The organism is Pseudomonas lactis, assembly GCF_001439845.1.
In the GTDB taxonomy this organism is placed as follows: Bacteria; Pseudomonadota; Gammaproteobacteria; order Pseudomonadales; family Pseudomonadaceae; genus Aquipseudomonas; species Aquipseudomonas lactis.
This window is the reverse complement of the sequence record NZ_JYLO01000010.1, coordinates 319,597-345,520: the sequence shown is the minus strand read 5'-3', so window position 1 is coordinate 345,520 and position 25,924 is coordinate 319,597. Positions and strand designations below refer to the sequence as shown.

The 25,924-nt window shown below is 60.4% G+C and carries 29 protein-coding genes and 1 pseudogene; 10 read left to right on the top strand and 20 right to left on the bottom strand.

Annotated elements, in window-relative coordinates; genetic code table 11:
* Positions 1-108: 108 nt before the first annotated feature.
* The 14 genes and pseudogenes from TX24_RS31085 to ccmA form a co-directional block, all read right to left on the bottom strand.
* Positions 109-867, bottom strand: a complete 759-nt coding sequence (locus TX24_RS31085; protein ID WP_157255557.1) for a matrixin family metalloprotease — start codon at positions 865-867, stop codon at positions 109-111.
* Positions 868-1,701: 834 nt separating this feature from the next.
* On the bottom strand, positions 1,702-3,351 hold the full coding sequence (locus tag TX24_RS19565) for a M10 family metallopeptidase C-terminal domain-containing protein (protein ID WP_309295829.1): 1,650 nt from the start codon (positions 3,349-3,351) through the stop codon (positions 1,702-1,704).
* Between the two features lie 515 nt (positions 3,352-3,866).
* Entirely contained in the window at positions 3,867-4,439 is a 573-nt protein-coding gene (gene phnN / locus TX24_RS19560; RefSeq protein ID WP_003189968.1) for a phosphonate metabolism protein/1,5-bisphosphokinase (PRPP-forming) PhnN, read from the bottom strand.
* Positions 4,439-4,910 (bottom strand): annotated as a pseudogene (locus TX24_RS19555) (alpha-D-ribose 1-methylphosphonate 5-triphosphate diphosphatase); the annotation flags it as partial. The pseudogene TX24_RS19555 and the gene phnN, both read right to left, overlap by 1 nt.
* 343 nt (positions 4,911-5,253) lie before the next feature.
* Complete coding sequence (locus TX24_RS19550; RefSeq protein WP_003189963.1) at positions 5,254-5,661, bottom strand: hypothetical protein; 408 nt, start codon at positions 5,659-5,661, stop codon at positions 5,254-5,256.
* A 16-nt stretch (positions 5,662-5,677) separates the two neighbouring features.
* The gene (gene ccmI / locus TX24_RS19545) at positions 5,678-6,868 is read right to left on the bottom strand and encodes a c-type cytochrome biogenesis protein CcmI (RefSeq protein ID WP_057710912.1); all 1,191 of its coding nucleotides are present in this window, start codon (positions 6,866-6,868) and stop codon (positions 5,678-5,680) included.
* Positions 6,861-7,334 (bottom strand): cytochrome c-type biogenesis protein, encoded by a 474-nt coding sequence (locus TX24_RS19540; RefSeq protein WP_003189960.1) that lies wholly within the window; start codon positions 7,332-7,334, stop codon positions 6,861-6,863. The genes ccmI and TX24_RS19540 overlap by 8 nt, the downstream gene beginning before the upstream one ends.
* Positions 7,331-7,867: a DsbE family thiol:disulfide interchange protein gene (locus TX24_RS19535; RefSeq protein ID WP_003189958.1), complete on the bottom strand. Its 537-nt coding sequence runs from the start codon at positions 7,865-7,867 to the stop codon at positions 7,331-7,333. Before TX24_RS19535 ends, TX24_RS19540 begins: the two co-directional genes overlap by 4 nt.
* Entirely contained in the window at positions 7,864-9,852 is a 1,989-nt protein-coding gene (locus TX24_RS19530; protein WP_003189956.1) for a heme lyase CcmF/NrfE family subunit, read from the bottom strand. The genes TX24_RS19535 and TX24_RS19530 overlap by 4 nt, the downstream gene beginning before the upstream one ends.
* Positions 9,853-9,855: 3 nt before the next feature.
* Complete coding sequence (gene ccmE, locus TX24_RS19525; RefSeq protein ID WP_034135169.1) at positions 9,856-10,314, bottom strand: cytochrome c maturation protein CcmE; 459 nt, start codon at positions 10,312-10,314, stop codon at positions 9,856-9,858.
* Complete coding sequence (ccmD, locus tag TX24_RS19520) at positions 10,311-10,487, bottom strand: heme exporter protein CcmD (RefSeq protein WP_003172771.1); 177 nt, start codon at positions 10,485-10,487, stop codon at positions 10,311-10,313. Before ccmD ends, ccmE begins: the two co-directional genes overlap by 4 nt.
* Positions 10,484-11,239, bottom strand: coding sequence for a heme ABC transporter permease (locus TX24_RS19515; RefSeq protein ID WP_003189953.1), 756 nt, complete (start codon positions 11,237-11,239; stop codon positions 10,484-10,486). The genes ccmD and TX24_RS19515 overlap by 4 nt, the downstream gene beginning before the upstream one ends.
* 87 nt (positions 11,240-11,326) lie before the next feature.
* Positions 11,327-11,995 carry a heme exporter protein CcmB gene (gene ccmB / locus TX24_RS19510; RefSeq protein WP_003189951.1) on the bottom strand — a complete coding sequence of 223 codons (669 nt, stop codon included), beginning with the start codon at positions 11,993-11,995 and terminating at the stop codon, positions 11,327-11,329.
* The gene (gene ccmA, locus TX24_RS19505; protein ID WP_003189949.1) at positions 11,992-12,627 is read right to left on the bottom strand and encodes a cytochrome c biogenesis heme-transporting ATPase CcmA; all 636 of its coding nucleotides are present in this window, start codon (positions 12,625-12,627) and stop codon (positions 11,992-11,994) included. The genes ccmB and ccmA overlap by 4 nt, the downstream gene beginning before the upstream one ends.
* A 199-nt stretch (positions 12,628-12,826) precedes the next feature.
* Between ccmA and fliK the strand changes: the two genes are divergently transcribed.
* Positions 12,827-14,404: a flagellar hook-length control protein FliK gene (gene fliK, locus TX24_RS19500; RefSeq protein WP_057710911.1), complete on the top strand. Its 1,578-nt coding sequence runs from the start codon at positions 12,827-12,829 to the stop codon at positions 14,402-14,404.
* On the top strand, positions 14,401-14,730 hold the full coding sequence (locus tag TX24_RS19495) for an EscU/YscU/HrcU family type III secretion system export apparatus switch protein (RefSeq protein WP_003189945.1): 330 nt from the start codon (positions 14,401-14,403) through the stop codon (positions 14,728-14,730). Before fliK ends, TX24_RS19495 begins: the two co-directional genes overlap by 4 nt.
* Positions 14,731-14,799: 69 nt before the next feature.
* On the opposite strand, the gene TX24_RS19490 is transcribed toward TX24_RS19495, so the two are convergent.
* Both TX24_RS19490 and moaB read right to left on the bottom strand, forming a co-directional pair.
* Complete coding sequence (locus tag TX24_RS19490) at positions 14,800-16,026, bottom strand: molybdopterin molybdotransferase MoeA (RefSeq protein WP_057710910.1); 1,227 nt, start codon at positions 16,024-16,026, stop codon at positions 14,800-14,802.
* The gene (gene moaB / locus TX24_RS19485) at positions 16,010-16,549 is read right to left on the bottom strand and encodes a molybdenum cofactor biosynthesis protein B (protein WP_057710909.1); all 540 of its coding nucleotides are present in this window, start codon (positions 16,547-16,549) and stop codon (positions 16,010-16,012) included. Before moaB ends, TX24_RS19490 begins: the two co-directional genes overlap by 17 nt.
* Before the next feature lie 76 nt (positions 16,550-16,625).
* Between moaB and mobA the strand changes: the two genes are divergently transcribed.
* A complete protein-coding gene (mobA, locus tag TX24_RS19480) occupies positions 16,626-17,228 on the top strand; it encodes a molybdenum cofactor guanylyltransferase MobA (protein WP_057710920.1) in 603 nt (200 codons plus the stop codon).
* Positions 17,229-17,307: 79 nt separating this feature from the next.
* Positions 17,308-17,529 (top strand): YgdI/YgdR family lipoprotein, encoded by a 222-nt coding sequence (locus TX24_RS19475; RefSeq protein ID WP_003189935.1) that lies wholly within the window; start codon positions 17,308-17,310, stop codon positions 17,527-17,529.
* 55 nt (positions 17,530-17,584) lie between these two features.
* Here TX24_RS19475 and TX24_RS19470 read toward each other — a convergent pair whose 3' ends face one another.
* The 3 genes from TX24_RS19470 to TX24_RS19460 form a co-directional block, all read right to left on the bottom strand.
* Complete coding sequence (locus TX24_RS19470) at positions 17,585-18,475, bottom strand: pseudouridine synthase (RefSeq protein WP_034135166.1); 891 nt, start codon at positions 18,473-18,475, stop codon at positions 17,585-17,587.
* Positions 18,476-18,543: 68 nt separating this feature from the next.
* A complete protein-coding gene (locus tag TX24_RS19465) occupies positions 18,544-18,879 on the bottom strand; it encodes a hypothetical protein (protein ID WP_003189932.1) in 336 nt (111 codons plus the stop codon).
* Between the two features lie 74 nt (positions 18,880-18,953).
* Positions 18,954-19,190, bottom strand: coding sequence for a glutaredoxin family protein (locus TX24_RS19460; RefSeq protein ID WP_003189931.1), 237 nt, complete (start codon positions 19,188-19,190; stop codon positions 18,954-18,956).
* Positions 19,191-19,438: 248 nt separating this feature from the next.
* Between TX24_RS19460 and TX24_RS19455 the strand changes: the two genes are divergently transcribed.
* Entirely contained in the window at positions 19,439-21,169 is a 1,731-nt protein-coding gene (locus TX24_RS19455; RefSeq protein ID WP_057710919.1) for a cation:proton antiporter, read from the top strand.
* On the opposite strand, the gene TX24_RS19450 is transcribed toward TX24_RS19455, so the two are convergent.
* On the bottom strand, positions 21,156-22,364 hold the full coding sequence (locus TX24_RS19450) for an ammonium transporter (protein WP_003189927.1): 1,209 nt from the start codon (positions 22,362-22,364) through the stop codon (positions 21,156-21,158). The genes TX24_RS19455 and TX24_RS19450 overlap by 14 nt on opposite strands.
* Before the next feature lie 345 nt (positions 22,365-22,709).
* Here TX24_RS19450 and TX24_RS19445 point away from each other — a divergent pair, with 345 nt between their 5' ends.
* The 5 genes from TX24_RS19445 to TX24_RS19425 all read left to right on the top strand — a co-directional run bounded on the left by TX24_RS19445 (position 22,710) and on the right by TX24_RS19425 (position 25,836).
* Positions 22,710-23,024, top strand: coding sequence for an ElaB/YgaM/YqjD family protein (locus tag TX24_RS19445; RefSeq protein ID WP_003189926.1), 315 nt, complete (start codon positions 22,710-22,712; stop codon positions 23,022-23,024).
* Positions 23,025-23,026: 2 nt separating this feature from the next.
* On the top strand, positions 23,027-23,431 hold the full coding sequence (locus TX24_RS19440) for a phage holin family protein (RefSeq protein WP_032892696.1): 405 nt from the start codon (positions 23,027-23,029) through the stop codon (positions 23,429-23,431).
* Positions 23,428-23,769, top strand: coding sequence for a hypothetical protein (locus TX24_RS19435; RefSeq protein WP_003189922.1), 342 nt, complete (start codon positions 23,428-23,430; stop codon positions 23,767-23,769). Before TX24_RS19440 ends, TX24_RS19435 begins: the two co-directional genes overlap by 4 nt.
* Before the next feature lie 165 nt (positions 23,770-23,934).
* Complete coding sequence (locus TX24_RS19430) at positions 23,935-25,266, top strand: deoxyguanosinetriphosphate triphosphohydrolase (protein WP_003189920.1); 1,332 nt, start codon at positions 23,935-23,937, stop codon at positions 25,264-25,266.
* 168 nt (positions 25,267-25,434) lie between these two features.
* A complete protein-coding gene (locus TX24_RS19425; RefSeq protein ID WP_003189919.1) occupies positions 25,435-25,836 on the top strand; it encodes a response regulator in 402 nt (133 codons plus the stop codon).
* Positions 25,837-25,924: the final 88 nt, after the last annotated feature.

Genomic DNA, 25,924 nt, shown 5'->3' with positions numbered 1-25,924 from the left:
TTGTAAGGCGGCAACAACTTGCTCAGCACGGCTTCTTTTCGCTCATGGGAATAACGGGCCACATCGGTGTCCTTTACCGCCTATCTGGGGAAAACTGGAGGGTGACAACTATCCTGCCAGAGGGGGGTTTGTATTGGAATTAAATCCATACGTCGTATCGGTATTACGCGTTTTAGTATTCGCCCCATAGAGTTTCTGAACGGCCGATATATCATCCATCATCGGCGCAGAGGGGTTCAATGATTTGAAATCATGTCCCGGCTGGTTTTTTTCCGAATAGTAACTCATCACAGAACGCGCTCGAGTATCCCCGGCATACGCTGCGTCCCGTCCATAGTTACCAGAGCCATCATAGTCCCCCGGGTGTTCCAGCCCAATGGTGTGGCCTATTTCGTGAACTAGAACTTCGCGAAAATAATGACCCCGTGGAGGGTTTGCACCTGCATTCGCTGTTCCGACATTTGCGAAAGTTTGACTCATATAGCGGTTGGGGAGTGAGGCCATACCCCCAGAGGTTCCGTGCATCTCATTGATATCTATATGGCCGTCAGCCCCCTGCCTTTTTTCAGTGAATGTGACGTTAGCGACATCCTGCCAGGATTGCAGTGCCTGCCTGGCTTGATCTGCCTGCTGTGAGGTAAAGCCCTTGGAAACACGATAGGACAACGTGGTTTTGCCATCACCGTTACTGTCATGAAACTTGAAACCGCTGCGGGTGATATGTTTCCCGGCCTGTTCCGTAGTGAAGACGGTTTTTTTGCTGTTTAGTGTATATACCTGCGTAGGGCCCTCCGGGCTGATGCCACTCCTCGGATCTGGCACCTGCCCTGCATTAGAATTCGTTGCGGTTGGTCCTGGCACTCTCATAAACCAAAGTCCTCATAAAAATCAGACTCGAACGGTAAAACAACATATTCGAGATACCGATTTCCGCCCAACAAGAGCAGCAGTAGTTATCGGCACCCGCTTAAATTCGCATGCCAAAGGTAATCACGCCAGCGACCAATTAATTCACCAGGACACATTCTAAAATTTAAAAACACTTTAGACTTACAACCGAAAAAACCTGAAACCTCAAAATTCAAATCGCCGTTCAAAAAAATTACAACCCATTGATATATAAGAGATAAAAATACTAAAACAAACTAAAAAATATATTTATTGCAAAGCATAACTCACAACCAGACAAGACCTGAGACGCAATTGAATATGCATCCACCCTCATATTTTTCACGTCCCCCAGGCGACTACCAACTTGAATGGCGAACAATAGAATAGAACATGAAGGAAAAAATCAGCATTCCACATACAGCGACTTCAGTCTGCCGCACATGAGTCATTCAATGCACTGCAACAGGCGATCAGTCCGACACCTCTGAAACGGGAACATGAATAACGCACAGGCAATAAACCCAGTGAGTGAGTCAACGGGAATTTTGAATAACTGAAAAAACGGGAAGGCATCACCAACCCCTGATAGTTTGGTGAAAAAAACACGACATGAACGTGGCTTGAAAGTAGCCATGCTCACTTGATAAGCAGGCACGCAGCGCCGCACGCGTATACGGTCAGAAGTAAGAGAAAGGTTCTAGTGCAATCGTGGGGTTCCCTGGACTGAGAACCCCACGGGAGGTCGTTGCCTGGCACACAGACGCCTGCCTGGGCAGGCTTGTCGGGGGGGTTAGCGAATAGTGACTGGGCTCACCTGAATATCGACCACACTTTTTTTATGAACCCCTTGAATGATGAAAAAATTTTCCCGATAAACCCTCCTCCAGGCCGTGGAGTCGGGACGGGCGAAGGGGCGGGCTCAGGCGTGGGTTCAGGTTCAGTCGGCTCTGAAGTAGGGGTCGGCACGGGATCCGACACAGGCACCACAGTGGGTTCAGGCGTTGGCGTCACTGTCGGCGCCTGACCGTTCCAGATCACATCCGCCTGTTTGATCTGGCTTTGGCTGGCAACCAGTAGATCCGCCGTACCATTTCCCGTTGTGTCCACCGCCAACGTGAAACGGCCGGTTTTCGCGTCTTGGCCGAGCACGGCCTCGCCCGCCTTGCCGCTGAATTTCTCGACGAAGCTCAGCGACTTGAGCCCCGCCTCCTGAACAACACCGGTCAGGTCGATCTTGTCGCTCCCGCTCTGGAAGTCCTGGATGATGTCCGGTGCCTGCGGCGTTGAATCGCTGGCGCGGCGGTAAACAAACGTGTCTGCTCCAGCTCCGCCGTGCAGCTTATCGGCCCCCTTGCCGCCCGTGAGCCGATTGTTGCCCTCGTTCCCCGTCAAGGTATCGTTGCCTGTACCGCCAATGGCGTTTTCCACACTCACACCCTTGGCAATCGACACATTTCCTCGCAAGCCCCCCACGTCCGAGAATGACTCAGCCTTGAGGTTGATGGTTTGGTTCTGGGTGAACCCGGAGAAGTCGAGCGTGTCATTACCTCCACCGTCCCAGACGGTGAAGATCGGCTTGTCGCTCCCCTGCTTGAGGCTATAAGCCTCCCGGCCTGAATTGGAATTGAAGCCGTAGGTGGTGTCGGTATTCCGGGTTTTGGTGTTGGCGCCGTAGAGCCGCTGGGCGGCGGCGATATCGTCCATCATCGGGGCACCCGGGCTGCGCCCGGCAAAATTGTGCCCCGGCTGATGAGTCTCCGTCCAATAGCTCATGACACTGCGAGCCTTGGTGTCCTGGGCATATTCGGCAGCCCGATCGTAATTGAAACCCTGGCCGTCGTATTTACCTGGATGACTCAGCCCAAGGGTATGCCCCAGTTCATGGATCAATAAGCCCAGGAAGTGACTGCCCATCGCCGGGTTTTGCCCACCCTGGGTGCCTATATTGGCCTGGACGTTCGAATTATATTTGTTGGGCAACCCCGCGACGCCTGCCGAACCCGGAACACCCTTGATGCTTATTGTGCCATCCGTGTTCGGGCCATTTTCAACAAATTCGATATTAGCAACATCCGCCCAGTACTGAAGGGCTTGCCTGGCCCGTTCTTTCTGAGCCGCATTGAAGCCGCCCGCAAAGTTATAACCCACGACGATTTTTCCATCATTGTTGCGATCATGAAACTTGAAGCCACCGCGGGTGATGTGTTTCGCGGCCTGATCCGTGGTGAAAGATTTTTTATTGTTGGCCCAGAGAACAACTTGGTGTTCATCGGGTGAAAGATCGGGCTGTAACTTATCTGAAGGACGCGAGTAAGAAGACTGCCTAACAGGGATATGCATGTGCTTTGATACTCTGAACAGTGGAAAGTTAACCGTCCATATATGCGAGTTACCGATGCCGACTGCTCCGTTGTCAGCCCGATAAAGCTCCCACATTGAAAAGACCTTCACCACCGTCATTTCATTTCAACAACCCACCATTAAACATGGCAGTAATAAAACCACACATGTTTTATTCGAGGTGGAATACTCGCATCCCCCAAGCACTCTCAAACCTTGATGCCACCGAAGAAAAAAAAGTGCAAACAACAAACTTGACTCAATCAAGCGACACGCTTCAAACATCCAGAAAAACAATCAAACACACTGGAAAAAACAAACTGAACATCAAGCTTCTTGTCTGATTGCTAACAAGGCCACGCCTTACACGACTCGATTGTCCCAACCTACCGAGACATGTCGGGGCAACTCATGACGATGCGCCAGCAACCACGTATCCAACGTATGCCCCACATGGGTCAGCCCCCCCCAACTGCGCCCCGGTGTCTTCGATGCTCTGCAGCGCCAGCGTCAGGTCATTGTGATTACGCGGCACCTGCGGCTGGGGCGGCTTTGATCACTGCGCGCCAACCCGCACGCAGCACACTCGCAGCCATGCACCGGAACCTGCCGCGCATCACCGGTGCCCAGCAGCGTCAAGCGCATACCGTGCGCCCGTGGTCCAGGCAGCACAGCAAACGCTCGACGGTATGTGCCAACGGGCCAGAGTTATCCAACACGAACAAGCCCGCCCCATTGCCCGCAATCAACTCGGCAGTGAACCGCGCATTGCGCGCCAGGCGTTCCTCGATGTCGGCCAATGACTCACGCCCGCGCGCGATCAAACGCTGGCGCAACACCGCTTGGTCCACCGTCAGCAGCAATACCAACGACGTCGGGTAACGCTCACGAGCCTGCGCCAGGTGAGCACGGGAGCCGTTGACCAGAACGTCGTCCCCAGCGGCCAGCCAATCGTCGATTTCCCTGGGGATGCCATAGGACAAGCCATTTGCCTGCCAGCTCAAGGCAAATGCGCCCTCGGCTTCCATCAGCGCAAACTGCTCCGGGCTCACCCCTTGCGCCGCTTCGCCCACCGCCTCTGCCGACCGTGTGATCACGCGCCGCACCATACGGCAGCCACGCTCGACCAGGCGTGGACGCGCGGCATCCAGCAGGCTGTCCTTGCCCGAACCCGATGGCCCGATGAGATAGATCAACCTGCCTGCCATCAAAACACCCTCTTCGCTTGTCTCCAGACTTGTTGCACCATCGGCAGCCCTTCGCGGCTCCTGGCTTGCACCAGGTCGGCACGCAGGCCAATGGCGATTTCACCTCGGTCCTTCAAGCCCGCGCCTGTGCCGGCGCCAGGCTGATCATCTGCACTGCGCGGCAAAGATCACCGCCATCTTGTTGATCGGCAGTACGAACGCCGCCTGCAACAGGCTCGCCGCGTAGTAGTCACTGGAAAGTATATCCAGCAATCCCTCGCCAGCCAGGCCGGCGGCGGCCACATTACCCGAGTGCGACCCACCACGCACCACGTTCGGCGCGCCCATCAAGACTTTCATGTTCAGTTGCCGGCAACCGCGCGCGGCTTCCAGGGTGGTGGGAAATTCAGCGATTGTCATGCCATAACGCGCAGACTCTTCACGATGCGAAGCGAGCCGCTCTTGATCTTGACCTGCTTTTGATCTTGATCTTAGGCGCCCCGTCAAACCACGCTGGCCGGAATTCGACAGGGATTTGGGGGGTAAACCGGCAGGGATGCCGGCGGATTACGGGCACACCGAGCCTAAGCGAGGTGCCGAGTGGTGGGGCAAGAGCCCTTTTGGTTACTTTTGGCTGGGCCGGCATTCCGGGCTCTTTTCCAAAAGTGACCCGCTGTCAGAGCGGAACCCTAGGTGGCCGTTACCTAAATAACGGATATGTACCCGGTCCAACTGTGTTGACTGTTAGGCCGCCATCGCAGGCAAGCCAGCTCCGTCAGTTAATAGCATTCCAAATCGAAAATAAAAAAGGCGACCTGAACACGGTCGCCTTTTGTCATTGCGCGTACTGCTTGCTCAACCCCGGCGGCACGCCTTGCACATTGGTTTCTTCCCATGGCCCATTGGGGCTGATGGAGCGGCTCCAACCGTTACTCCAGCGGTAGTAGGTGCGCTGGCGGTAGAAGGTGTCAGGCTGGTCGTCCAGCACATACACCTGCATCTTGCCGTCCCAATGGCTGGCGGCGCCCGGCGGTGGGGCGAAGGTCGGCGATTTGCTTGGCAGAGGTTTGGGCGCCGGTGTCACGGGGCCGGAAGGTTTGGTGCTGGGCTTGGTGCTCGGCTGCGTAGATGGGCCAACAGGTGGAATAGTCGGGCCGGTCGGCGCCGCAGGTGGGCGGTGGACCGCACAGGCGCTCAGGCCGAGTACCAGGCTGAGCAAGGTGATGCGTGCAAATGCGGTCATGGGCGTGTCCTCAGAATTACTGGTCCGGAGTGTCGATGGTCAATTGCTGCAGCGCGGTGGTGCTGCTGGCCAACGGTTGGCTGCGGCCGATCCATTCGCCAGTGGTCGGTTGGCCGGCCCGGGATACGCGCGCAACCAGTTGGACTTCGGGGAAGTTGGACAGTTTCAACTGCGGCATCATCGCGTCAGCATCGCCCAGTTCGACGGTGACCGGCAATGCCTCGACGGTCACGCGCTTGGCCGCCAAGGGTGCCGGCGGGCCGTTAACGGCGCGGGCGAAGATGAACACGCTGTCGCCTGGCAGGGCCTTGGCTTTCACCTCGGCGGATAGATCCACACGCACTTTCAAAAGCGCTTTTGGCACCTGAGCGACGCTGCCACCGCTCTCCTTGAGCTTCTCTGCCGCGCGGTCAATTCCGCCTTGCAAGGCGACGCGGGAGTTGTCCTCTGGCGGCAATTGCGCGAGCAGGCGGTTCCAGTAGTCGATGGCTTCCTGATAACGCTGGCCCTCAAAGGCGGCGATACCCAGCAGGCCGAGACTGGTGACTTCCTTGGGGTCGAGCTTCAAGGCTTCGTCGGTCAGCGCCTGAACCTTCGGCGACCACTGTTTGTTGTCGGCAAAGTACTGCGCCTGGGCCCATTGGCCGAGCAATTCCGGTTGGCGCCCGGCCAATGCAACCGTACGTTCAAAGACTTTGGCGGCATCGGCGGCACGGTCCTGGGCCATATAGGCGCGCCCAAGGAAGTACAAACCTTCTGCCGAATCCGGTTGCGCGGCGGCGGCGCGTTCCAGGCGGCGGGTCATATCGGCCATGGATACCGGTGGCTGGGAAAATTCTCGGGTCAGTTCGACCTTGTCGCTCGCGCCATAATGCAGGTACAGCGCGACGCCCAGCACAGGCACCAGAAACGCCGCCAAAAACGGCAACGGTTTGCCTAACCGCGATTCACGGGGCTTTTCCACGCCTTCGGTGTCGGCCAGCAACTCGCGGGCCGCTTCGGCGCGGCCCGTGTCGAGTTGCGCGGTATTCAACACACCTTCGTCCTGCTGCGCTTGCAGCTCAGCGACGCGTTCCTGGTACAGCGCCACGTTCAACGCGGTGCGATCCTCTTCGCGCTGGGCACGACGGCCACGCAACACAGGGATCAACAGGAAACTCAGGGCAATCAGTAGCAGCAAACCGGCTGCGAGCCAGAAATCAATCATCAGTCTTGGTGTCCAGCAATTGGTCGAGGCGTTTGCGCTCTTCAGGGGACAGCGCATCAGCGCCATCAATCGGTGCGACGCGGCGACGGCGCACGATCACGGCCATCACCACCACGCCGGCCAGCAACAGCCCGGCCGGGCCAAACCACAGCAGCGCGGTCTTGCCGGTGAGCGCCGGTTTGTAGCGCACGAAATCGCCGTAGCGGTCGACCATGAAGTCGATGATCTGCTGGTCGTCCTTGCCCTCCCCCAGCATGCGGAAGATCTCTCGGCGCAGGTCAGTGGCGATCGGGGCGTTAGAGTCGGCGATGTCCTGGTTCTGGCACTTGGGGCAGCGCAGTTCCTTGGTCAGGTCGCGAAAACGCTCGCGCTCGGCGTCGTTGGCAAATTCATAAGTGTCGATGGCGGCGTGGGCCACACCAGCCAGGCCCAGGGCTAAAACAGCTGCGGTCAACCAACGCTTCATGGCTTGGCCTCATCGACCAGGGCCTGGTACTTGGCGGCCAGTTGCTCGCGCCACACCGTTTCGTCGATCACGCCGACGAACTTGTCGCGGATCACACCTTTGGCATCGATGAAGAAGGTTTCCGGCGCGCCGTACACGCCGAGGTTCAACCCCAGGTTGCCGTCTTCGTCGCGGATATCCAGCTGATACGGGTTATGAAATTCCGCCAGCCACTTCAAGGCCGCCGCATTGTCGTCCTTGTAGTTGATGCCGTAGATCACCACGCCCTTCTCGGCCAGCTTGTTCAACACCGGATGTTCGACGCGGCAAGAGATGCACCAGGTGGCCCACACGTTGACCAGCGCCGGCTTGCCCTGCAAGTCGGCCTGGGTGAGGGTCTTGTCACCCTGCACAGTTGGCAGGTTGAAGGCGGGGAACGGCTTGCCGATCATCGCCGAGGGCAGCTCGGCCGGGTCCAGGTACAACCCGCGATACAAAAACACCGCCATCAGCAAAAACAACGCCAGCGGCACAACCATCAACCAACGCTTCATACCGCAGCTCCCGAAAGGCCCAGCGCTTCACGCACCCGGCTCTTGACCTTGACCCGATAGCGCCGGTCCAACGCCGCGAGCAACCCGCCGAACCCGGTGAGCAACCCGCCGAACCAGATCCAGCGCACGAAGGGTTTGACATGCACGCGCACGGCCCAGGCGCCATCGCCCAGGGGTTCACCGAGGGCCACATACAGGTCACGGGTGAAACCGGCGTCGATGCCAGCCTCGGTCATCATCGAACTCTGCACGGTATACAGGCGTTTTTCCGGGTGCAGCACGGCGATTTCCTTACCATTGCGCACCACGCGCACAGTACCTTTGTCGGAGGTGAAGTTCGGCCCTTCGAAGTGCTTGGCACCTTCGAAGATGAAGTGGTAACCGGCCAGGTCCATGGACTCGCCCGGCGCCAGGCGCAGGTCGCGCTCGGCGCTGTTCTGGCTGGACAGCACCACCCCAAGGGCGCACACCGCGATACCAATATGGGCGATCTGCATGCCCCAGTAGCTGCGGGTCAGGGTGGGCAGGCCCTTGAGCAAACCCTTGTGACGCGTCTTGTCGACGATGTCACGCACGCCAGCCAGTAACACCCAGGCCGCCAGCAGGAACGTCGCGAGTACCGCCCAATTGAAGTCGCCGTAGGCAAACCCGGCGATCACCGCCAGGGCCACGCTGCCGAGCAGCACCGGCATCAGCATGCCCGCCAGCCATTTCACCGGGGTGTCTTTCCAGCGCACCAGCACACCGACCGCCATCACCACCATCAACAGGCCCATCAGCGGGATGAACAACGCATTGAAGTACGGCGGCCCCACGGACAGCTTGGCGCCGCTCAAGGCGTCCAACACCAGCGGGTAGAGCGTGCCGAGCAGGATCATCGACGCGGCCACCACCAGCACCAGGTTATTGCCCAGCAACAGGGTTTCCCGCGACCACAGGTTGAAACCGACCTGGCTCTTGACCACCGGCGCGCGCAGGGCAAACAGGGTGAGCGAACCGCCGACGACAAACAGCAGGAAGATCAGGATAAACACGCCGCGCTCAGGGTCTGAGGCAAACGCATGCACCGAGGTCAGCACGCCCGAGCGCACCAGGAAAGTGCCGAGCAGGCTGAGGGAAAACGCCGCGATGGCGAGCAGTACCGTCCAGCTCTTGAACACACCACGTTTTTCGGTAACGGCCAGGGAGTGAATCAGCGCGGTGCCCACCAGCCACGGCATGAAGGAGGCGTTTTCCACCGGGTCCCAGAACCACCAGCCGCCCCAGCCGAGTTCGTAGTAGGCCCACCATGAGCCCAAGGTGATACCGATACCGAGGAAGGCCCAGGCGACGATGGTCCATGGCCGTGACCAGCGCGCCCAGGCGGCGTCGAGACGCCCGCCGAGCAAGGCGGCGATGGCGAACGCGAAGGCCACGGAAAAGCCCACATAGCCCATGTAGAGCATCGGCGGGTGCACGATCAGGCCGATATCCTGCAGCAACGGGTTGAGGTCGTGACCGTCCACCGGGATCTGCGGCAGGATGCGGGTGAACGGGTTGGAGGTCATGATCAGGAACAGCAGGAAACCGATGCTGATCATGCCCATCACCGCCAGCACCCGCGCCAGCATCACTTGCGGCAATTGGCGCGAGAACACCGAGACAGCGAAGGTCCAGCCGCCGAGGATCAAGGCCCACAGCAGCAATGAACCTTCGTGGGCGCCCCACACGGCGCTGAACTTGTAGTACCAGGGCAAGGCGCTGTTGGAGTTGTTGGCAACGTAGGCGACGGAAAAATCGTCGGTCATGAAGGCGTAGGTCAGGCAACCAAAGGCGAACAGCAAGAAAGCGAACTGGCCCCAGGCGGCCGGCTGCGCCAGGCTCATCCACAGGCGATCGCCGCGCCAGGCACCCAGCAAGGGCACCACGGCCTGGACCACCGCAAAGCACAGCGCGAGGATCATCGCCAACTGGCCCAACTCAGGAATAAACAGTGCGGACGTCATGGCTTAGCCCTCCTTGGCTGGGGCGGCGGGCGCGGTTTGGCCGCTGTCTTTCAAGGCTTTGGTGACCTCGGGCGGCATGTATTTTTCATCGTGCTTGGCCAGCACTTCGTCAGCCACTACCACGCCGTCGGCGTTGAGCTTGCCCAGGGCGACAATGCCCTGGCCTTCGCGGAACAGGTCCGGGAGAATGCCGCGATAGGTGATGGTCACGGCCTTGTTGAAGTCGGTGACCACGAAGGTCACGTCCAACGAATCGCCGGAACGCTTCAACGAGCCCTGCTCCACCATGCCGCCGGCGCGGATGCGCGTATCGACCGGCGCTTCGCCATTGGCGATCTGGGTGGGCGTGTAGAACAGGTTGATGTTCTGCTGCAGGGCGCTCAGGGCCAGGGTCACGGCAATGCCGACGCCGACCAGGATGGCAAGGATGATCAACAGACGCTTTCTACGCAGCGGATTCACTTTTCAGTCTCCCGGCGCAGACGTCGCGCCTCTTGTTGCAGGTAACGTTTGCGGGCCAGGATCGGCGCGGCGACGTTGAGGGCCAGCACCGCCAGGCAGATGCCATAGGCCGTCCAGACATACAGGCCGTGGTGGCCCATGGCGAGAAAATCACTGAAAGAAGCAAAACTCATCCGCGTGCTCCCAGGCAGTTTTGCACTTCGGCTTTGACCCAACTGGTACGGGCTTCACGCTTGAGCACTTCAAGGCGCATGCGCAGCAGCAATACGGCACCGAAGAAACAGTAAAAGCCCAGCACCATCAGCAGCAACGGCGCCCACATTTCCACGGGCATCGCTGGTTTTTCGGTGAGGGTGAAGGTGGCGCCCTGGTGCAGGGTGTTCCACCACTCCACCGAGTACTTGATGATCGGGATGTTGATCACGCCGACAATCGCCAGCACCGCGCAGGCCTTGGCGGCGCTGTCGCGGTTGCTGATGGCGTTGCCCAAGGCGATCAGGCCGAAATACAGGAACAGCAGGATCAGCATCGAGGTCAGTCGCGCATCCCACACCCACCACGAACCCCAGGTCGGCTTGCCCCAGATTGCACCGGTCACCAGCGCCACGGCGGTCATCCACGCACCGATGGGCGCGGCGCATTGCAGGGCCACATCGGCCAGCTTCATCTTCCAGACCAGGCCGACGATGCCGCACACCGCCAGCATCACATAGCAGGACTGGGCCAGCATCGCGGCAGGCACGTGGATATAGATGATGCGAAAGCTGTTACCTTGCTGATAGTCCGGCGGCGCGAAGGCCAGGCCCCAGACCAGGCCGATGCCGATCAGCAGGATGGCGGCGATACTCAACCACGGCAGCAGCTTGCCACTGATGCCATAAAACCATTTGGGCGAGCCGAGCTTGTGAAACCAGGTCCAGTTCATTGTTGTTTCCATCACGGTGCTTTTCGTCGTGGCGAAAAGCTCAGGGTCTTTACTGACTCCGCGTCGTTAACGCAGGGTCAGACCTCATTATTCGCCGACGCTGATTTTCAGGCCGGCGGCTATAGCAAAAGGTGTCAGGGTTACCGCCAGGGCGGTCAGGCTGCCAAGCCACAAGAGGTAACCGGTCGCCGGCATGCCCATAAGCGCGGCTTGTAACGCGCCACTGCCCAGGATCAACACCGGGATATACAAAGGCAGAATCAACAGAGCCAGCAACAGCCCGCCACGCTTCAAGCCGACCGTCAACGCTGCGCCCACCGCCCCCAACAGGCTGAGCACCGGCGTGCCGAGTAACAAGGACAGGAGTAGCACCGGCAGGCATTCAACGGGCAACCCGAGCATCATGGCAAGCAGTGGCGAGAGCAAGACTAGCGCCAAGCCGGAAAAAGCCCAGTGTGCCAGCACCTTGGCCAGTACCAGAAGTGGCAAAGGGTGCGACGAAAGGACCCACTGTTCCAGGGAACCGTCTTCGAAATCACTGCGAAACAGCCCGTCCAGCGATAGCAGAACCGATAAAAGCGCGGCGACCCACACCAGTCCCGGGGACAAGGTTTGCAACAGTTTAGTCTCCGGGCCGACCGCCAGCGGGAACAGCGCAATCACGATGGCAAAGAACACCAGCGGGTTGGCCAGTTCGGCGGGGCGACGGCACAGCAGTCGGGCTTCACGGGCCACCAACAGGGCGAACACACTCATAGCGACCACCGCCCCAGGTCCAGCTCACGGTAGCCAGCCGGCATGCGCGCCAAGGTGTGGTGGGTGGTGAGCACCACCAGGCCGCCTTGTTCGCAGTGCTGGGCCAGGTGCGCTTCGAGTTGAGCCACGCCTTGTTTGTCGAGGGCCGTGAAGGGTTCGTCGAGAATCCACAGCGGCGGGCCGGTCAAGTACAAGCGGGCGAGGGCCACGCGGCGCTGCTGGCCGGCAGACAGGGTGTGGCAGGGAACATCTTCAAAGCCCTTGAGGCCCACCGCGGCCAGGGCCTGCCAGATGGCGTCACGGGAAGCAGGATGATGCAGGGCGCTGAGCCAACTGAGGTTTTCTTCAGCGGTGAGTACGTCCTTGATGCCGGCGGCGTGGCCGATCCAGACCAGGTTGCGCGCCAGCTCGCTACGTTGTTCGTTCAACGGCTTGCCGTTGAGACGCACCACGCCGGCCGTGGGCTGCATCAGCCCGGCCAGCAGGCGCAGCAGGCTGGTCTTGCCGCTGCCATTGGGGCCACTGACTTGCACCATGTCGCCACCCGAAAGCCGCAGGTCGAGTTGCTCGAACAGCAGGCGCAGGTCGCGTTCACAGGCAAGCGCTACGGCTTCAAGAAGAGGGCTGGTCAAAAGATCGCGGGCCTTTACGGTTCAAGTCGGCGGTGCAGCGGCCGTTATAGAGAGATGCACAATAACGGCTTTGGCGACCGATTTTAGAGAGCTGGATCAAATAGTTGTGAGTTTTTACCGCTCTCTTTGCAGACGGGCGGCATTATACATGCGATGCCCTACTCTAAAGAGGGCAATTTCCCCAGAGACGATGCGTACGATGACCGGTGAGATCAATCTTCCTCCACTGCCGCCAGCCTCCACGCCCGGGCCTGCTCCACTGCCTGGGGCCGGCGCGTTGCTCAAACTGCTGGAGCCACAGGCCGGGTTGATCGAGCCGGGGAAAACCGTGAACGCTGAGGTCATCGCGCTTAAACAAGGCGGCGAGGCCTTTCAGTTGCTGCTCAAGTTGACCCTCGCAGGCGGCCGACAAACCCTGGTGCAGGCCAGCAGTGCCCAGCCCCTGCCCCTGGGCAGCAATGTGGCGGTAAGCCAGACACCTGCGGGCAACCTGGCCATCACCTTGCAGCAAGCCATGAGCGCCAATGTGGCCGCCCTCACCCGCCTCGACACCACGCAAATGCCGGTGGGTACGTTGTTGCAAGCCAAAGTGCTGACCACGCAGATGCTGCCTCAGGGCACGGCGCAACCGGCGATCTATCGCTCGCTGGTGAGTGTGCTCAATAACGCCCTGGCCGGTACCACCCTGACGTTGGAAAGCCCCCAGCCGTTGAGGGTGGGCAGCTTGCTCAGTGCCGTGGTGCAGAACGCGCAAACCCTGAACTTCGTACCGCTGAGCGGCTTGAAAGACCAACTGGCCGTGGCGCAACAACTCGCCACTCAGCAAAGTCGCCAAGGCTCGCTGGACGCGGTGTTTAGCGCCTTGCAAAACCTGCCCCGTGGTGACAGCACATCGGCTGAGCTGCGGGCCGCCGCCGAGCGATTATTGGCGGCCTTGCCCGATCTGGCGCAGGTCAGCAATCCCAAGGTACTGGCCCAGGTGGTGCAGAACAGCGGTGCCTTTCTGGAAGCCAAATTGCTTGCCGGGCAGAACCCGCAAATCCCACCGTTGGACATGAAAGGCGCGCTGTTACGCCTGGTCGCAGACCTGCTGCCTGCCCTGCCCGCCAGCACCAACCTGAATGCGATTCTCGCCGCCAATACGCTGGCCCAGGTGTTGCCGCACTTTGTGCGCAGCCCGCTGAACACTCTCGGCCAGGTCGGCGCCCGGCAGATACCCGCCGGCTTCCCGCTGCCCGAAAGACTGATGGCAAAACTGGAAGGTGAAGGCGACCTGGAAAACCTGCTACGCCTGGCCGCCGGGGCGATCTCGCGCTTGCAGAGCCATCAACTGTCGAGCCTGGAACAGACCGGCACCACCGCCGACGGCCGCCTGCAAACGACCTGGCAGCTGGAAATCCCCCTGCGCACCCTGCAAGACATCGTGCCGTTGCAGGTCAAGTTCCAGCGCGAGGAGCCCGCGCCAGACAAGGACCAGCCCGAGCGCAAGGATAAAAAAGACCCGAAACAAATGCTCTGGCGCGTCGAACTGGCCTTCGACATGGAGCCGCTGGGGCCGTTGCAAGTTCAGGCGCAGCTGTCCCAAGGCAAACTGTCCAGCCAGCTGTGGGCCAGCCGCCCGTTCACCGCCAGCCTGATCGAAAGCCACTTGGGCAGCCTGCGCGAGCGCCTGGTGTCATCCGGGCTCAACGTCGGCGACCTGGATTGCCATCTGGGCACCCCGCCACGCGGACCAAAAACCGGATTGGAACAACGCTGGGTGGATGAAACCGCATGAAAAACGCCGCCCCACCCCGCCAGGCCATCGCCCTCAAGTATGACGGCCAACAGGCCCCCACCCTGACGGCCAAAGGCGATGATGCCCTGGCCGAAGCCATCCTCAAATTGGCACGGGAGAACGAAGTCCCCATCTATGAAAACCCCGAGCTGGTGAAACTGCTGGCGCGCATGGAACTGGGCGACAGCATTCCAGAGGAGCTGTACCGCACCATTGCCGAAATCATTGCGTTTGCCTGGACGTTGAAGGGCAAGTTCCCGGTGGGCTACGACCCGGATGCAGGGCCAGTGGAGCGGGACGTCACTGAGCAGGGTGACGATTACTGATTGCTCATGAGCTCCCCACACATCCAACTGTGGGAGCTGGCTTGCCTGCTCCCACAGTTGGATGTGTGTTCAGTTCAGGACTTCGCTCAAAGGAATGAAGTTGACCCGGTCGCCGATGGCCAGCGTGGTGCCTTCCACTACCTCCACAAAGCCTTCAGCCCACGCCGCACTGCGCAGCACCCCGGAGCTTTGGTTGCGGTAGATGATCGCCTTGCCCTGTTCGATCCGCCCGCGCAGGTACTCGCGGCGGTTGCCGGGCTTGGGCCAGACGAACCCTGCCGGCACTTCGAAGCGCAACGGCTGCACCTCCATCACACCTTGGCGACGCAGCAGATACGGGCGCGCCAACAGCGCAAAGGTCACCAGGGTCGAGGCCGGGTTGCCCGGCAGGCCGATCACCGGCACGCCACGAAAATGCCCGAAGGTCAGCGGCTTGCCCGGCTTGATCGCCAACCTCCACAGCGCCAGCTCACCCTCTTCGCGCAAGGCAATGCCGAGGAAGTCCGCTTCGCCCACCGACACACCGCCGGTCGAGAGGATCAGGTCAACGCTGCCCAGCCCCGCCAGGCGCGCGCGGGTCTGTTCCAGATCATCCGGCAAAATCCCGGCATCAATCACTTCACAGCCCATGCGCACCAGCCAACTGCACAGCACGCGGCGGTTGCTGTTGTAGATCTGCCCAGGGCCGAGCGGCAGCCCTGGCTCGATCAGCTCATCGCCGGTCGACAACACGGCCACGCGCACGCGCCGCACCACCTCGAGTCGATCACGCCCAAGGGACGCGGCCAACCCCAGCTCGATGGGGCCCAGGCGGGTGCCGGCATTGAGTACGGTCTCGCCGACGGTGGTCTCCTGGCCCTGGGGACGGATGTTGTCGCCCTTGTGCAACGGCTCGGTAAAACTGACGCGCTGGTCGGCATGCACCATGGCGTTTTCCTGCATCTGCACGCAGTCCGCCCCCTGGGGCACCGGCGCGCCGGTAAAAATGCGCGCACAGGTACCGGCCGCCAAGGGTTCAGGAGCAGTGCCGGCGAAAATACGCTGGCTCACCACCAAGGGTTCGCCGGTCCAGTCCGCCAGGCGCACGGCGTAGCCGTCCATGGCACTGTTGGGCCACGGCGGCAGGTCGAGTGTGGAGATCAAGTCCTGGGCCAATACCCGGCCATCACACTCAGCCAGGGGCAGCACTTGCTGCTCGCGGATCGGTGCAGCGCCAGCCATGTCGAGCAAACGCTGCAAGGCCGCTTCCACCGGCATCAGGGCGCCGGTCTTGCCGGGCTTACTCACGGGATTCACAAGGCTCGGCCTGCTTGAGGTGCGGGACGAAGTTGCACGGGCGATGACGGTTATCGAGTTGCTCGGCAAGGATGCCGTCCCAACCAGTGCGCACGGCATTGGTGGAGCCCGGCAGGCAGCACACCAGGGTGCCATTGGCCAACCCCGCCAAGGCGCGCGATTGCACGGTGGAGGTGCCGATATCGGCCACGGAGATCTGGCGGAACAGCTCGCCGAAACCATCGACCTGCTTGTCGAGCAGGCAGCTCACTGCTTCAGGCGTGCTGTCGCGGCCGGTGAAGCCGGTGCCGCCGGTAATCAGCACCACTTGCACCACGTCTTCGGCGATCCAGTGGGCCACCTGGGCGCGGATCTTGTAGAGGTCGTCCTTGAGCAGCACGCGCTCGGCCAGGTGGTGGCCGGCGGCGGTGAGGCGGTCGACGAAGACCTGGCCGGAGGTGTCAGTCTCCAGGGTGCGGGTGTCGCTGACGGTCAATACAGCAATATTGAGGGGTACGAAGGGCGCATCGGCCTTGGCTTTCATGGCACGGTCCGGTTGTCGAAGGAACAGCCCGATGTTATATCACAGGCCCCTGTTTACCTGCCGCAGCGCAACTACCATGAGCTTTGAATTTTCTTCCCTGCCGTGTTCAATCCTGTTGTTGGCCGGAGGTCGCGGCCAACGCATGGGCGGCCAGGACAAAGGGCTGCTGGAATGGCAAGGCCAGCCCTTGATCGCCCACCTGCACCAGTTGGCCCGGCCACTCACCAATGACCTGATCATCTCGTGCAACCGCAACCATGAACGCTACGCGCCCTATGCCGACCAACAAGTGAGCGATGACAACCCGGACTTCCCCGGCCCGCTGGCCGGTATCCGCGCAGGACTCTTCGCCGCACGCCATGCGCATCTGCTGATCTTGCCTTGCGATGTGCCGCAGATCGATGCGCGGTTGCTGGCCGACCTGCGTGCGACCTCACGACGCAACCCGCAGCTACCGGTGATGGTGCGCCAGGGTGAAGACTGGGAACCCTTGCTGTGCATCATCCCCACAAGCCTGAAAAACCAGGTGGAACAGGCGTGGCAAGCGGGTGAACGCAGCCCGCGCAAGCTCTGGCTGCAACTGGGCGCGGTGGCCCTGCAATGCCCGGCCAATGACCCGCGCCTGGCCAATCTTAATACGCCCGAGCTGTTGCACCCCGGGGCTGGCATGTCAGAATGAACCCTGCACAAGGAACTTTGCCGGCGTCTCGTACGTCACAAGGTCAGCAATTTAAAAGTATTCTCTCGGAGACAAACTCATGACTCAACGGACCATCGCCGCTCTCATGCTTGCACTGGGCCTCGCCACCCTCGCCGGTTGCGCTTCGCCAACAGTGATCACCCTGAATGACGGTCGCGAAATCCAGGCCGTCGACACCCCGAAATACGATGAAGATTCGGGCTTCTACGAATTCGAACAGCTGGACGGCAAGCACACCCGAATCAACAAAGATCAGGTTCGCACTGTTAAAGACCTGTAAGTCTTAACGCTCGCACACAAGGCCCGCCTAGCGCGGGCCTTGTTGCTCCTGGGGTTTACCAGTCCAAGGTGATCTGGCTGCGGAAGCTGCGCTCCTGGCCGCTCACCGGGTCGATAAAACGCACGCCCTGGGCCAACAGCTTGAGTGGCCTTGCGTAATCATCCTCGGCGTCCTTGATCACTTCGGGGTAGAACGGGTCATTGCAGATGCTCGCTCCCAGCGCCGTCATGTGCACGCGCAGCTGGTGCTTCTTGCCGGTCACCGGGAACAGGCCGTAGCGCCATAGATCGCCATTTTTCTCGCGCACCTCTACCGCCGTCTCAGTGTTGCTAGCGCCCGGCCCTTCCTGCATGCGAAAGAAAGGTTCGCCATCCACCAAGCGGCTTTTGTGCACCAACGGGAAGCTGAGATGCGGCAAGGCCGGGGCGATGGCTTCGTAGAATTTGTCGATACGTCGCGTGGGAAACAATTGCTGATAGGCCGAACGGCTATGCGGGTTGGCGGAGAACAGCACCAACCCCGCCGTATGCCGGTCGATACGGTGCAGAGGCACCAGAGCGGGGTTGTCCAGGCGCCGGATCAAGCGGCGCAACAAAGTGTGCTCGACGTACTCGCCAGCGGGTGTCACTGGCAGGAAATGCGGTTTGTCCGCCACCACCAGATGCTCATCGGCGTACAGGATGCTTTCCTGCACCGGAATCACTTTCTCGTTGGGCACTTCGCGAAAGTAATAGATGCACAGGCCTTCCTTGTAGCCCAGGCCCAGGCTGATCGGGCTGCCGTTGACATCCAGCACCCGGCCTCGGGCAATGCGGTCCAGCCACTGTTCACGGCCAATGGCCGGGAAGTGTGCGCACAGGCAGTCGAGCACCGTCCCCCAGGAGCCCGGCGGCAAGTACAGGGTGCTGGCTTGGTGCTGGGAGGGAGAAAAAACGCAAGTAGACATGCCGACGCTCAAAGCCTGGAAACAGGCGAGCATTATCGCCCATGGCGCGCGATTGCCTAGGGCCTATCTCAGGCCTTGGCCAGTTGAGCCCGCAGCACCGGCGAGGCGCTCGCCGCCTCGGTGAATTCCTTGAGCCAGCGCAGCACGTCCACTGCTTCCCAACGGCCCGGGTCATACAGCGCGTAGAGCAAGCCCTGATAACCCACCACATCCAGCTGCTTGTGATAACCGGCGCGCTGGAACAGCGCCTCGATTTCCGCAAAGCAGGTGTTGAAATGCACTTTGTTAAACGGCGTCTTGCCTTCCGTGACCAGGCCATCGAGGCGCAGCTCGTTCACCGCGTCGCGTACCACATCGGCGGACATGCGATTGACGCTGCTTTTAAGTTGTTCAACATTCACCACGGGCGTTCCCTCTATTCAATCGCTGTACGAATATACAGTAACTTAATATTTGGAAAGCCGCCATCGCATAAATCTCAGCGCAGGAAGGCAACCACCTGATCGGTGTCGAACGGCCAGTCCAGTTCCGCCCCGGTGTCCATGCGGCGAAGCACCGGAATACGCAGGCCGTAGACATCTGTCAGGTCCTGGGGATCGGTGATATCCACCAACTCCACCAACAGCCCGTGTTCGACGAGCGGCATGATTTCGGCTTCGGCGATCTCACACAGATGGCAACCCAGGGTGCCGAACAGCTGGCATTCAGGAAGCATGATCAAAGGACTCAGGTCACAAAACGAACGTCCATTCTAAGCCCAACAAGCCCCTTGTAGGAGCGAGCTTGCTCGCGAAAAGCTCCCGTGCGCCGCGCTCATTCAGGACCCTGCGCGCTAGCGTTGACGTTTTTCGCGAGCAAGCTCGCTCCTACGGTGCAAAAAGCCTGACCCAGATCACCATGGCCTATAACTGATTCAGCGATTCTCGCGGCTTTTTTGCCGCTCACCCTGCAACGGAGATGCCTGTGTTCGCCAACCTGCTGATTATCCTGGCCTCATCCCTGGTGGTGATTGCGCTGTTTCGCCGGCTGCAACTGCCCCCTGTGCTGGGCTACCTGTGCGTTGGCCTGGCAGTGGGGCCCTCCGCGTTGGATTGGGTCAATGACAACGAAGACCTGCCAGACCTCGCCGAGATGGGCGTGGTGTTCCTGCTGTTTTCCCTGGGGCTGGAGTTTTCCCTGTCGAAAATGTTGGCGCTGCGCAGCGTGGTATTTGGCCTGGGCAGCCTGCAAGTGCTGGGGTGTGGGGCATTGCTGGGCGCATTACTGATGGGCTTTGGCCTCGCACCCGGCATCGCGCTGCTGCTGGGCGCAGGGCTGGCGTTATCGTCCACGGCCATTGTCAGCAAAGAGTTGACCAGCCTCGGTGAGATCTTCAGCAGTCATGGCCAGAACGCGATAGGCGTGTTGCTGTTTCAGGACGTCGTGGCGGTGTTGCTGCTGACATTGGTGCCGGTGTTTGCCGGCAGCAGTGACCAAGCCTGGTACTGGGCGCTGCCGCTGACCCTGGGCAAGACCGTGGTGCTGTTCGTGGGCCTGTTGTTCGCCAGCCGCTGGTTGCTGCCGCGCCTGTTCCGTGAAGTCGCCGCGTCGCATTCGGCGGAGCTGTTTGTGCTGCTGGCGCTGGTGATTGTCTTGCTCACCGCCTGGCTCACCCACCTGCTGGGGCTGTCCCCTGCCCTCGGCGCGTTCCTGGCCGGCATGTTGCTGGGCGAGAGTCATTACCGGCACCAGATCGAAGCGGATATCCGCCCGTTTCGCGACATTCTGCTGGGGCTGTTTTTTGTCAGCATCGGCATGCTTATCGATCTGCAGTTGTTCGTCAGCCACAGCCTGTTGATCTTCGGCCTGACGCTCACGTTGATGCTGGTCAAAGGCATGGTGGTCGCGGCGCTGGTCAAATGGCGTAACAGCGACGCCGAAACGGCCTGGCGCAGCGGCCTGGCGCTGGCCCAGGGCGGCGAGTTCTGTTTTGCGCTGATGGCGCAGATGCAGCAGAGCCGGTTGATTCCCGATGAGTTCAACGACTTGCTATTGGCCGCCACCTTCTGCTCGATGCTGCTGACACCGCTGCTGTTGCGTGCGGCACCGGCCGTTGCCCTGCGCCTGCACCGCAAGCCCAACCAGCAAGTGCAACTGGAGCAGATCACCGCGCTCAATGCCCAACTGCACGGGCACGTAGTGATTTGCGGCTATGGCCGCGTAGGCCAGTCCATTGGGCGCTTTATGCGCCGCGAACAACAGGCGTTTATCGCCCTGGATGATGACCCCGAACGGGTGCAGGAAGCCGCCACCGAGGACAGCAGCGTGCATTACGGCGACTGCCGCCGTGGCGCCTTGCTCAGCGCCGTCGGCCTGGAGCGGGCGCGGTTGGTGGTGATCGCGGTGGACAACAGCGATGTCGCCCTGGTGGTGCTCAAGGAGGCGCGGCAGATCAACCCCGACGTGCCGATCCTGGTGCGCACCCGCGATGACAGCCAGTTGGCTGAGCTCAAGGCCGCGGGCGCCAGCGAAGTGGTGCCCGAGTTGCTGGAGTCGAGCCTGATGCTCGCCGCCCATGCCCTGATCCTGCTGGGCCTGCCGGACCAACAGGTGCAGGCACGGGTGGATGAGGTACGGCACAACCGCTACCGCCTGCTACACGGTTTTTACCCGCCGCCACATACAGATGAAGAAGCGCCGATCAATCCTGACTGACCGCGCCGATCTTGTGGATCGACAGGTCCGCGCCGTAATACTCCTGCTCCTGGGTCAAGCGCAGCCCTTGCACGCGTTTGATCACGCCGTACACCAGCAAGCCGCCGCCAAACGCCACGACCACGCCCAGCCCGGTGCCGATCAACTGGCTGATCAGGCTCACACCGCCCAGCCCACCCAGGGCGGTCTGGCCGAAGATGCCGCAGGCAATGCCGCCCCACACACCACACAAACCATGCAACGGCCACACGCCCAGCACGTCATCGATCTTCCAGCGCGATTGGGCAGCGATAAAACACCACACGAACAAGCCGCCAGCCACCACGCCCGTGACCAACGCGCCCACCGGGTGCATCAGGTCGGAGCCGGCGCAGATCGCCACCAACCCGGCCAGGGGACCATTGTGCAGAAAACCGGGATCGTTACGGCCAATCACCAGGGCAGCCACGGTGCCACCGACCATGGCCATCAGCGAATTGACGGCCACCAGGCCACTGACGCCATTGAGGGTTTGCGCGCTCATCACGTTAAAGCCGAACCAGCCCACGATCAGAATCCACGAGCCCAGCGCCAGGAAAGGAATGCTCGACGGCGCAAACGCCACCAGGCGCCCTTCGCGATAGCGCCCATTGCGCGGGCCCAGCAGCAACACCGCCGCCAGCGCCAGCCAGCCGCCCATGGCGTGCACCACCACGGAGCCGGCAAAGTCGTGGAAGCTGGCGCCAAAGGTTACGAGCAGCCAGGCTTGCAAGCCAAAGTTGCCGTTCCACACCAGGCCTTCGAAGAACGGGTAAATAAACGCCACGATCAGCGCGGTGGCACACAACTGCGGCGCAAACTTCGCACGCTCGGCAATCCCGCCGGAAATGATCGCCGGAATCGCCGCGGCAAACGTCAGCAGGAAGAAAAACTTTACCAGGCCGTAACCATGATCGGCGCTGATGACGGCGGCCGGTTGCAGGAAGCTCACACCGTAGGAGATCCAATAGCCTATAAAGAAATAGGCCAGCGTTGAAATCGCAAAATCACTGAGGATTTTCGACAAGGCGTTGACCTGGTTCTTCTGGCGTACCGTGCCGACTTCAAGGAAGGCAAAGCCGGCGTGCATGGCCAGTACCATGACCGCGCCAATCAGGATGAACAGGGTGTTGGAACTGTGGACAAGGGTGTCCACTGCGCTTTGCAAGTTTTCCATGGAGGTTGGCAGGCCTGCATCAAGGCAAAAAGCACCAAAGCGGTTCAAGCCAGAGTTTCGCGCACTAAATTGGCACCGCCGGCTTCGCCCCTCTTCAGAGGGCGTGAACCGCTTTAGCGCAGCGTTCAACACAACAGGCCGTTGCCGATAGGGTTTTTCCGCGAAGTTGAGTGATTTAGGGTAAGGTTTTTCAAGGTGTTTACCTCGACCGCCCGGATTCAGCGCAGGCCCTAAAGCCTGCGCACCAAGGCAAAGCAAAAGCTGTACCACACAATTGCACTGAACCTTCAGCCAACGCCGCGACTCGAAACCACACGTACAGATCAGCTACCCACGGAGACAACCATGGCCGGTAAAACAGCAAAGACTGCTCAAGAGATACTGATGGAGGATTTTCAAACCCTGGTCAGCGATACCGAAAAGTTGCTGGACGACACCGCCGTGCTGGCCGGTGACCAGGCTGACGAGCTGCGCACCAAGATCCACGAGAGCCTGCTCAAGGCCCGCGAGACCTTGCAACTGACTGAGGACTCACTGCGCGAGCGCGGCCAGGCGGCGATCACTGCCACCGAGGACTACGTGCAAGCCAACCCATGGCAGTCGGTCGGCATTGCTGCCGGCGTAGGCTTTTTGATCGGTCTGCTGGCTACAAGGCGCTAACCATGTCTATCGGCGAATCCAGCTCATCTTCGAGCGCACATTCCTCAGCAAGCGGTTCGACCTCCCGACGCCTGGGCGCAGCTGTGCTGGGCTTGCTGCACAGTCACGTCGAGTTGTTCGGCATTGAATTACAAGAGCAAAAGGCCCGCACCGTCAGCCTGTTGCTGTTTGCCGGCCTGGCGTTGGTGTTTGCCCTGCTGTTGCTGGTGGGGTTGTCGACCCTGGTGATGATCCTGGTGTGGGACACAGGCTATCGCCTCACCGGTATCATCTGCCTGTGCGTGTTCTATAGCCTGGCCGCTGCGTTCTGCGGTGTGCGCTTGAAGGCGGCGGTGTTCGATGAGTCCACGCCCTTCCACGCCACGCTCGAAGAACTGGCCAATGACCGGGAGCGCCTGCTGCCATGAGCATGACTGAGATCCCGCAAAACACGTCACGCCGGGAAATGCGCAAAGCCTTGATCCGCCTGCGCATGGAAATGCACCGCCAGGAAATCCGGCATGAGTCCCAACAACTCATGGCGCCCCTGCACAAAATGCGCAACATGCGCCACAACTGGCAGGACAGCCTGGGCATCAAGCACGCGCCGTTGTGGGGCGTGGCGGCGGTCACGCTGATGGGCTTCTTTACCGGCAAAGGCGCCAAGGGCGGCAGCATCAGCAGCGTCACGCGCCTGGTGCGGCTGGGTGCCGGGTTGATCCCGCTGATCAAGTTGGCCATGCAGAGCTCTTCGCGCAAAAGCTGATACGCGTGAGCCGATGACCGCAATGACCAGACACGTGCTGGTCATTGCGGTTTTTTGCGCTGGCTGTTAATTGATATCGACTCGGCTTACCGCTGGATTCGCTTGCATCACAAAAGCCGAAGCGGGAAGCTGGAACTGTCATTCACGTTACGGAGAACCTGCGCCTTGGATTGGCCCACCCTGCTGACCCGCGAACGTCTTGGAAAACCCCTGCACAGCCCTGAAGAACTGGGCCGCAGCCCCTTCCACAAAGATCACGACCGCATTATTTTCTCCGGCGCGTTCCGGCGCCTGGGCCGCAAGACCCAAGTGCATCCGGTTTCGAGTAACGACCATATCCATACACGCTTGACCCACTCCCTGGAAGTCAGCTGCGTGGGGCGTTCACTCGGCATGCGCGTGGGCGAAACCCTGCGCAGCGCCCTGCCCGACTGGTGCGACCCGAGCGACCTCGGCATGGTGGTGCAATCGGCCTGCCTGGCCCATGACATCGGCAACCCGCCATTCGGGCATTCTGGCGAAGACGCCATTCGCCACTGGTTCCAACAGGCCGCCGGGCGCGGCTGGCTGGATGACATGAGCGGCGCGGAACGCAATGACTTCCTGAACTTCGAAGGCAATGCCCAGGGCTTTCGGGTACTCACCCAACTTGAATACCATCAGTTCGACGGCGGCACGCGGCTGACCTACGCCACGTTGGGCACTTACCTCAAATACCCCTGGACCGCTCGCCACGCCGACTCGCTGGGCTACAAGAAACACAAGTTCGGCTGTTATCAGAGCGAGCTGCCGATTCTTGAGCAGATCGCCCACAAGCTTGGCCTGCCCCAGTTGGAGGAGCAACGCTGGGCACGTCACCCGCTCGTCTACCTGATGGAGGCCGCCGACGATATCTGCTATGCGCTGATCGACTTGGAAGACGGCCTGGAAATGGAGCTTCTGCAGTACGCCGAAGTCGAGTCGCTGCTGCTGAACCTGGTCGGCGATGACCTGCCGCAAACCTATCGCCAACTGGGCCCAATGGACTCACGTCGCCGCAAGCTGGCGATCCTGCGCGGCAAAGCCATCGAGCACCTGACCAATGCGGCGGCGCAGGCGTTTGTCGAACAGCAGGACGCCCTGTTGGCCGGCACGCTGCCCGGTGACTTGGTGGAGCACATGCACGGCCCGGCAAAGCGCTGCGTGCTGGATGCCAAGGACATGGCGCGCAAGAAGATCTTCCAGGACAAGCGCAAGACATTGCATGAGATCGGGGCCTACACCACCCTGGAAATTCTGCTGAATGCCTTTTGCGGCGCGGCCCTGGAGCAACATGGCGGGCGCACGCCGTCGTTCAAGAACCGGCGCATTCTCGATTTGCTGGGCAATAGCGCGCCGGACCCCGCCTGGCCGCTGCACGCCTCTTTCCTGCGCATGATCGACTTCATCGCCGGTATGACCGACAGCTACGCCACCGAAATGGCACGGGAAATGACTGGGCGCTCCAGCCCTCAATAACGACTCCATCCAGCTGCCTGTTCCCTGAAGCGAATTGCCCTACGATGGGAACAGAGCGGCCTGATCGAATTCGTACAGGCGCACGAAGAATAATCACGCGCGCCCCCAACGGACCCGCCGAGTAATTCCTACTGCCCCCATCGACGCTTGCCTTACTGTGTGCTCTTTATGCCCAGCTATTCTCTTCGTATTGTTTTGGTGGAGGATCACCCCTTTCAACTCATGGCCACCCAGTGCCTGCTCAGAAGCTTCGGCTTCGATCAACTGACCCCGGTGGAAAACGCCGAGCAAGCCATACGCGTGATGAGTCAGTCCGAACACCCTTTCGACCTGATGTTATGCGACCAATGCCTGCCCGACCTGCCCGGGCTTGAATTGGTGGAAATCGCCAGCCGCCGGCGCTTCATCACCAGCGCTATCTTGTTAAGCGGTTTACCCACCTCGGAATTGGTTAACCTGACGATACAAGCCGCACAACGAAGTCTGCCCCTCCTTGGCTACTTATCAAAACCTTTGAACAAAGATGAACTTGAGCGATTAGTCCGCTCAACTTTTAACCCGCTCCTGTAGGATTTTAAACATCCCCTACAACGAAAAACGATTCGGGGTCCGCCGTAAATCTCCAAGCCTCCTTTCTTGTCTGGCTCATCCTCAAAAC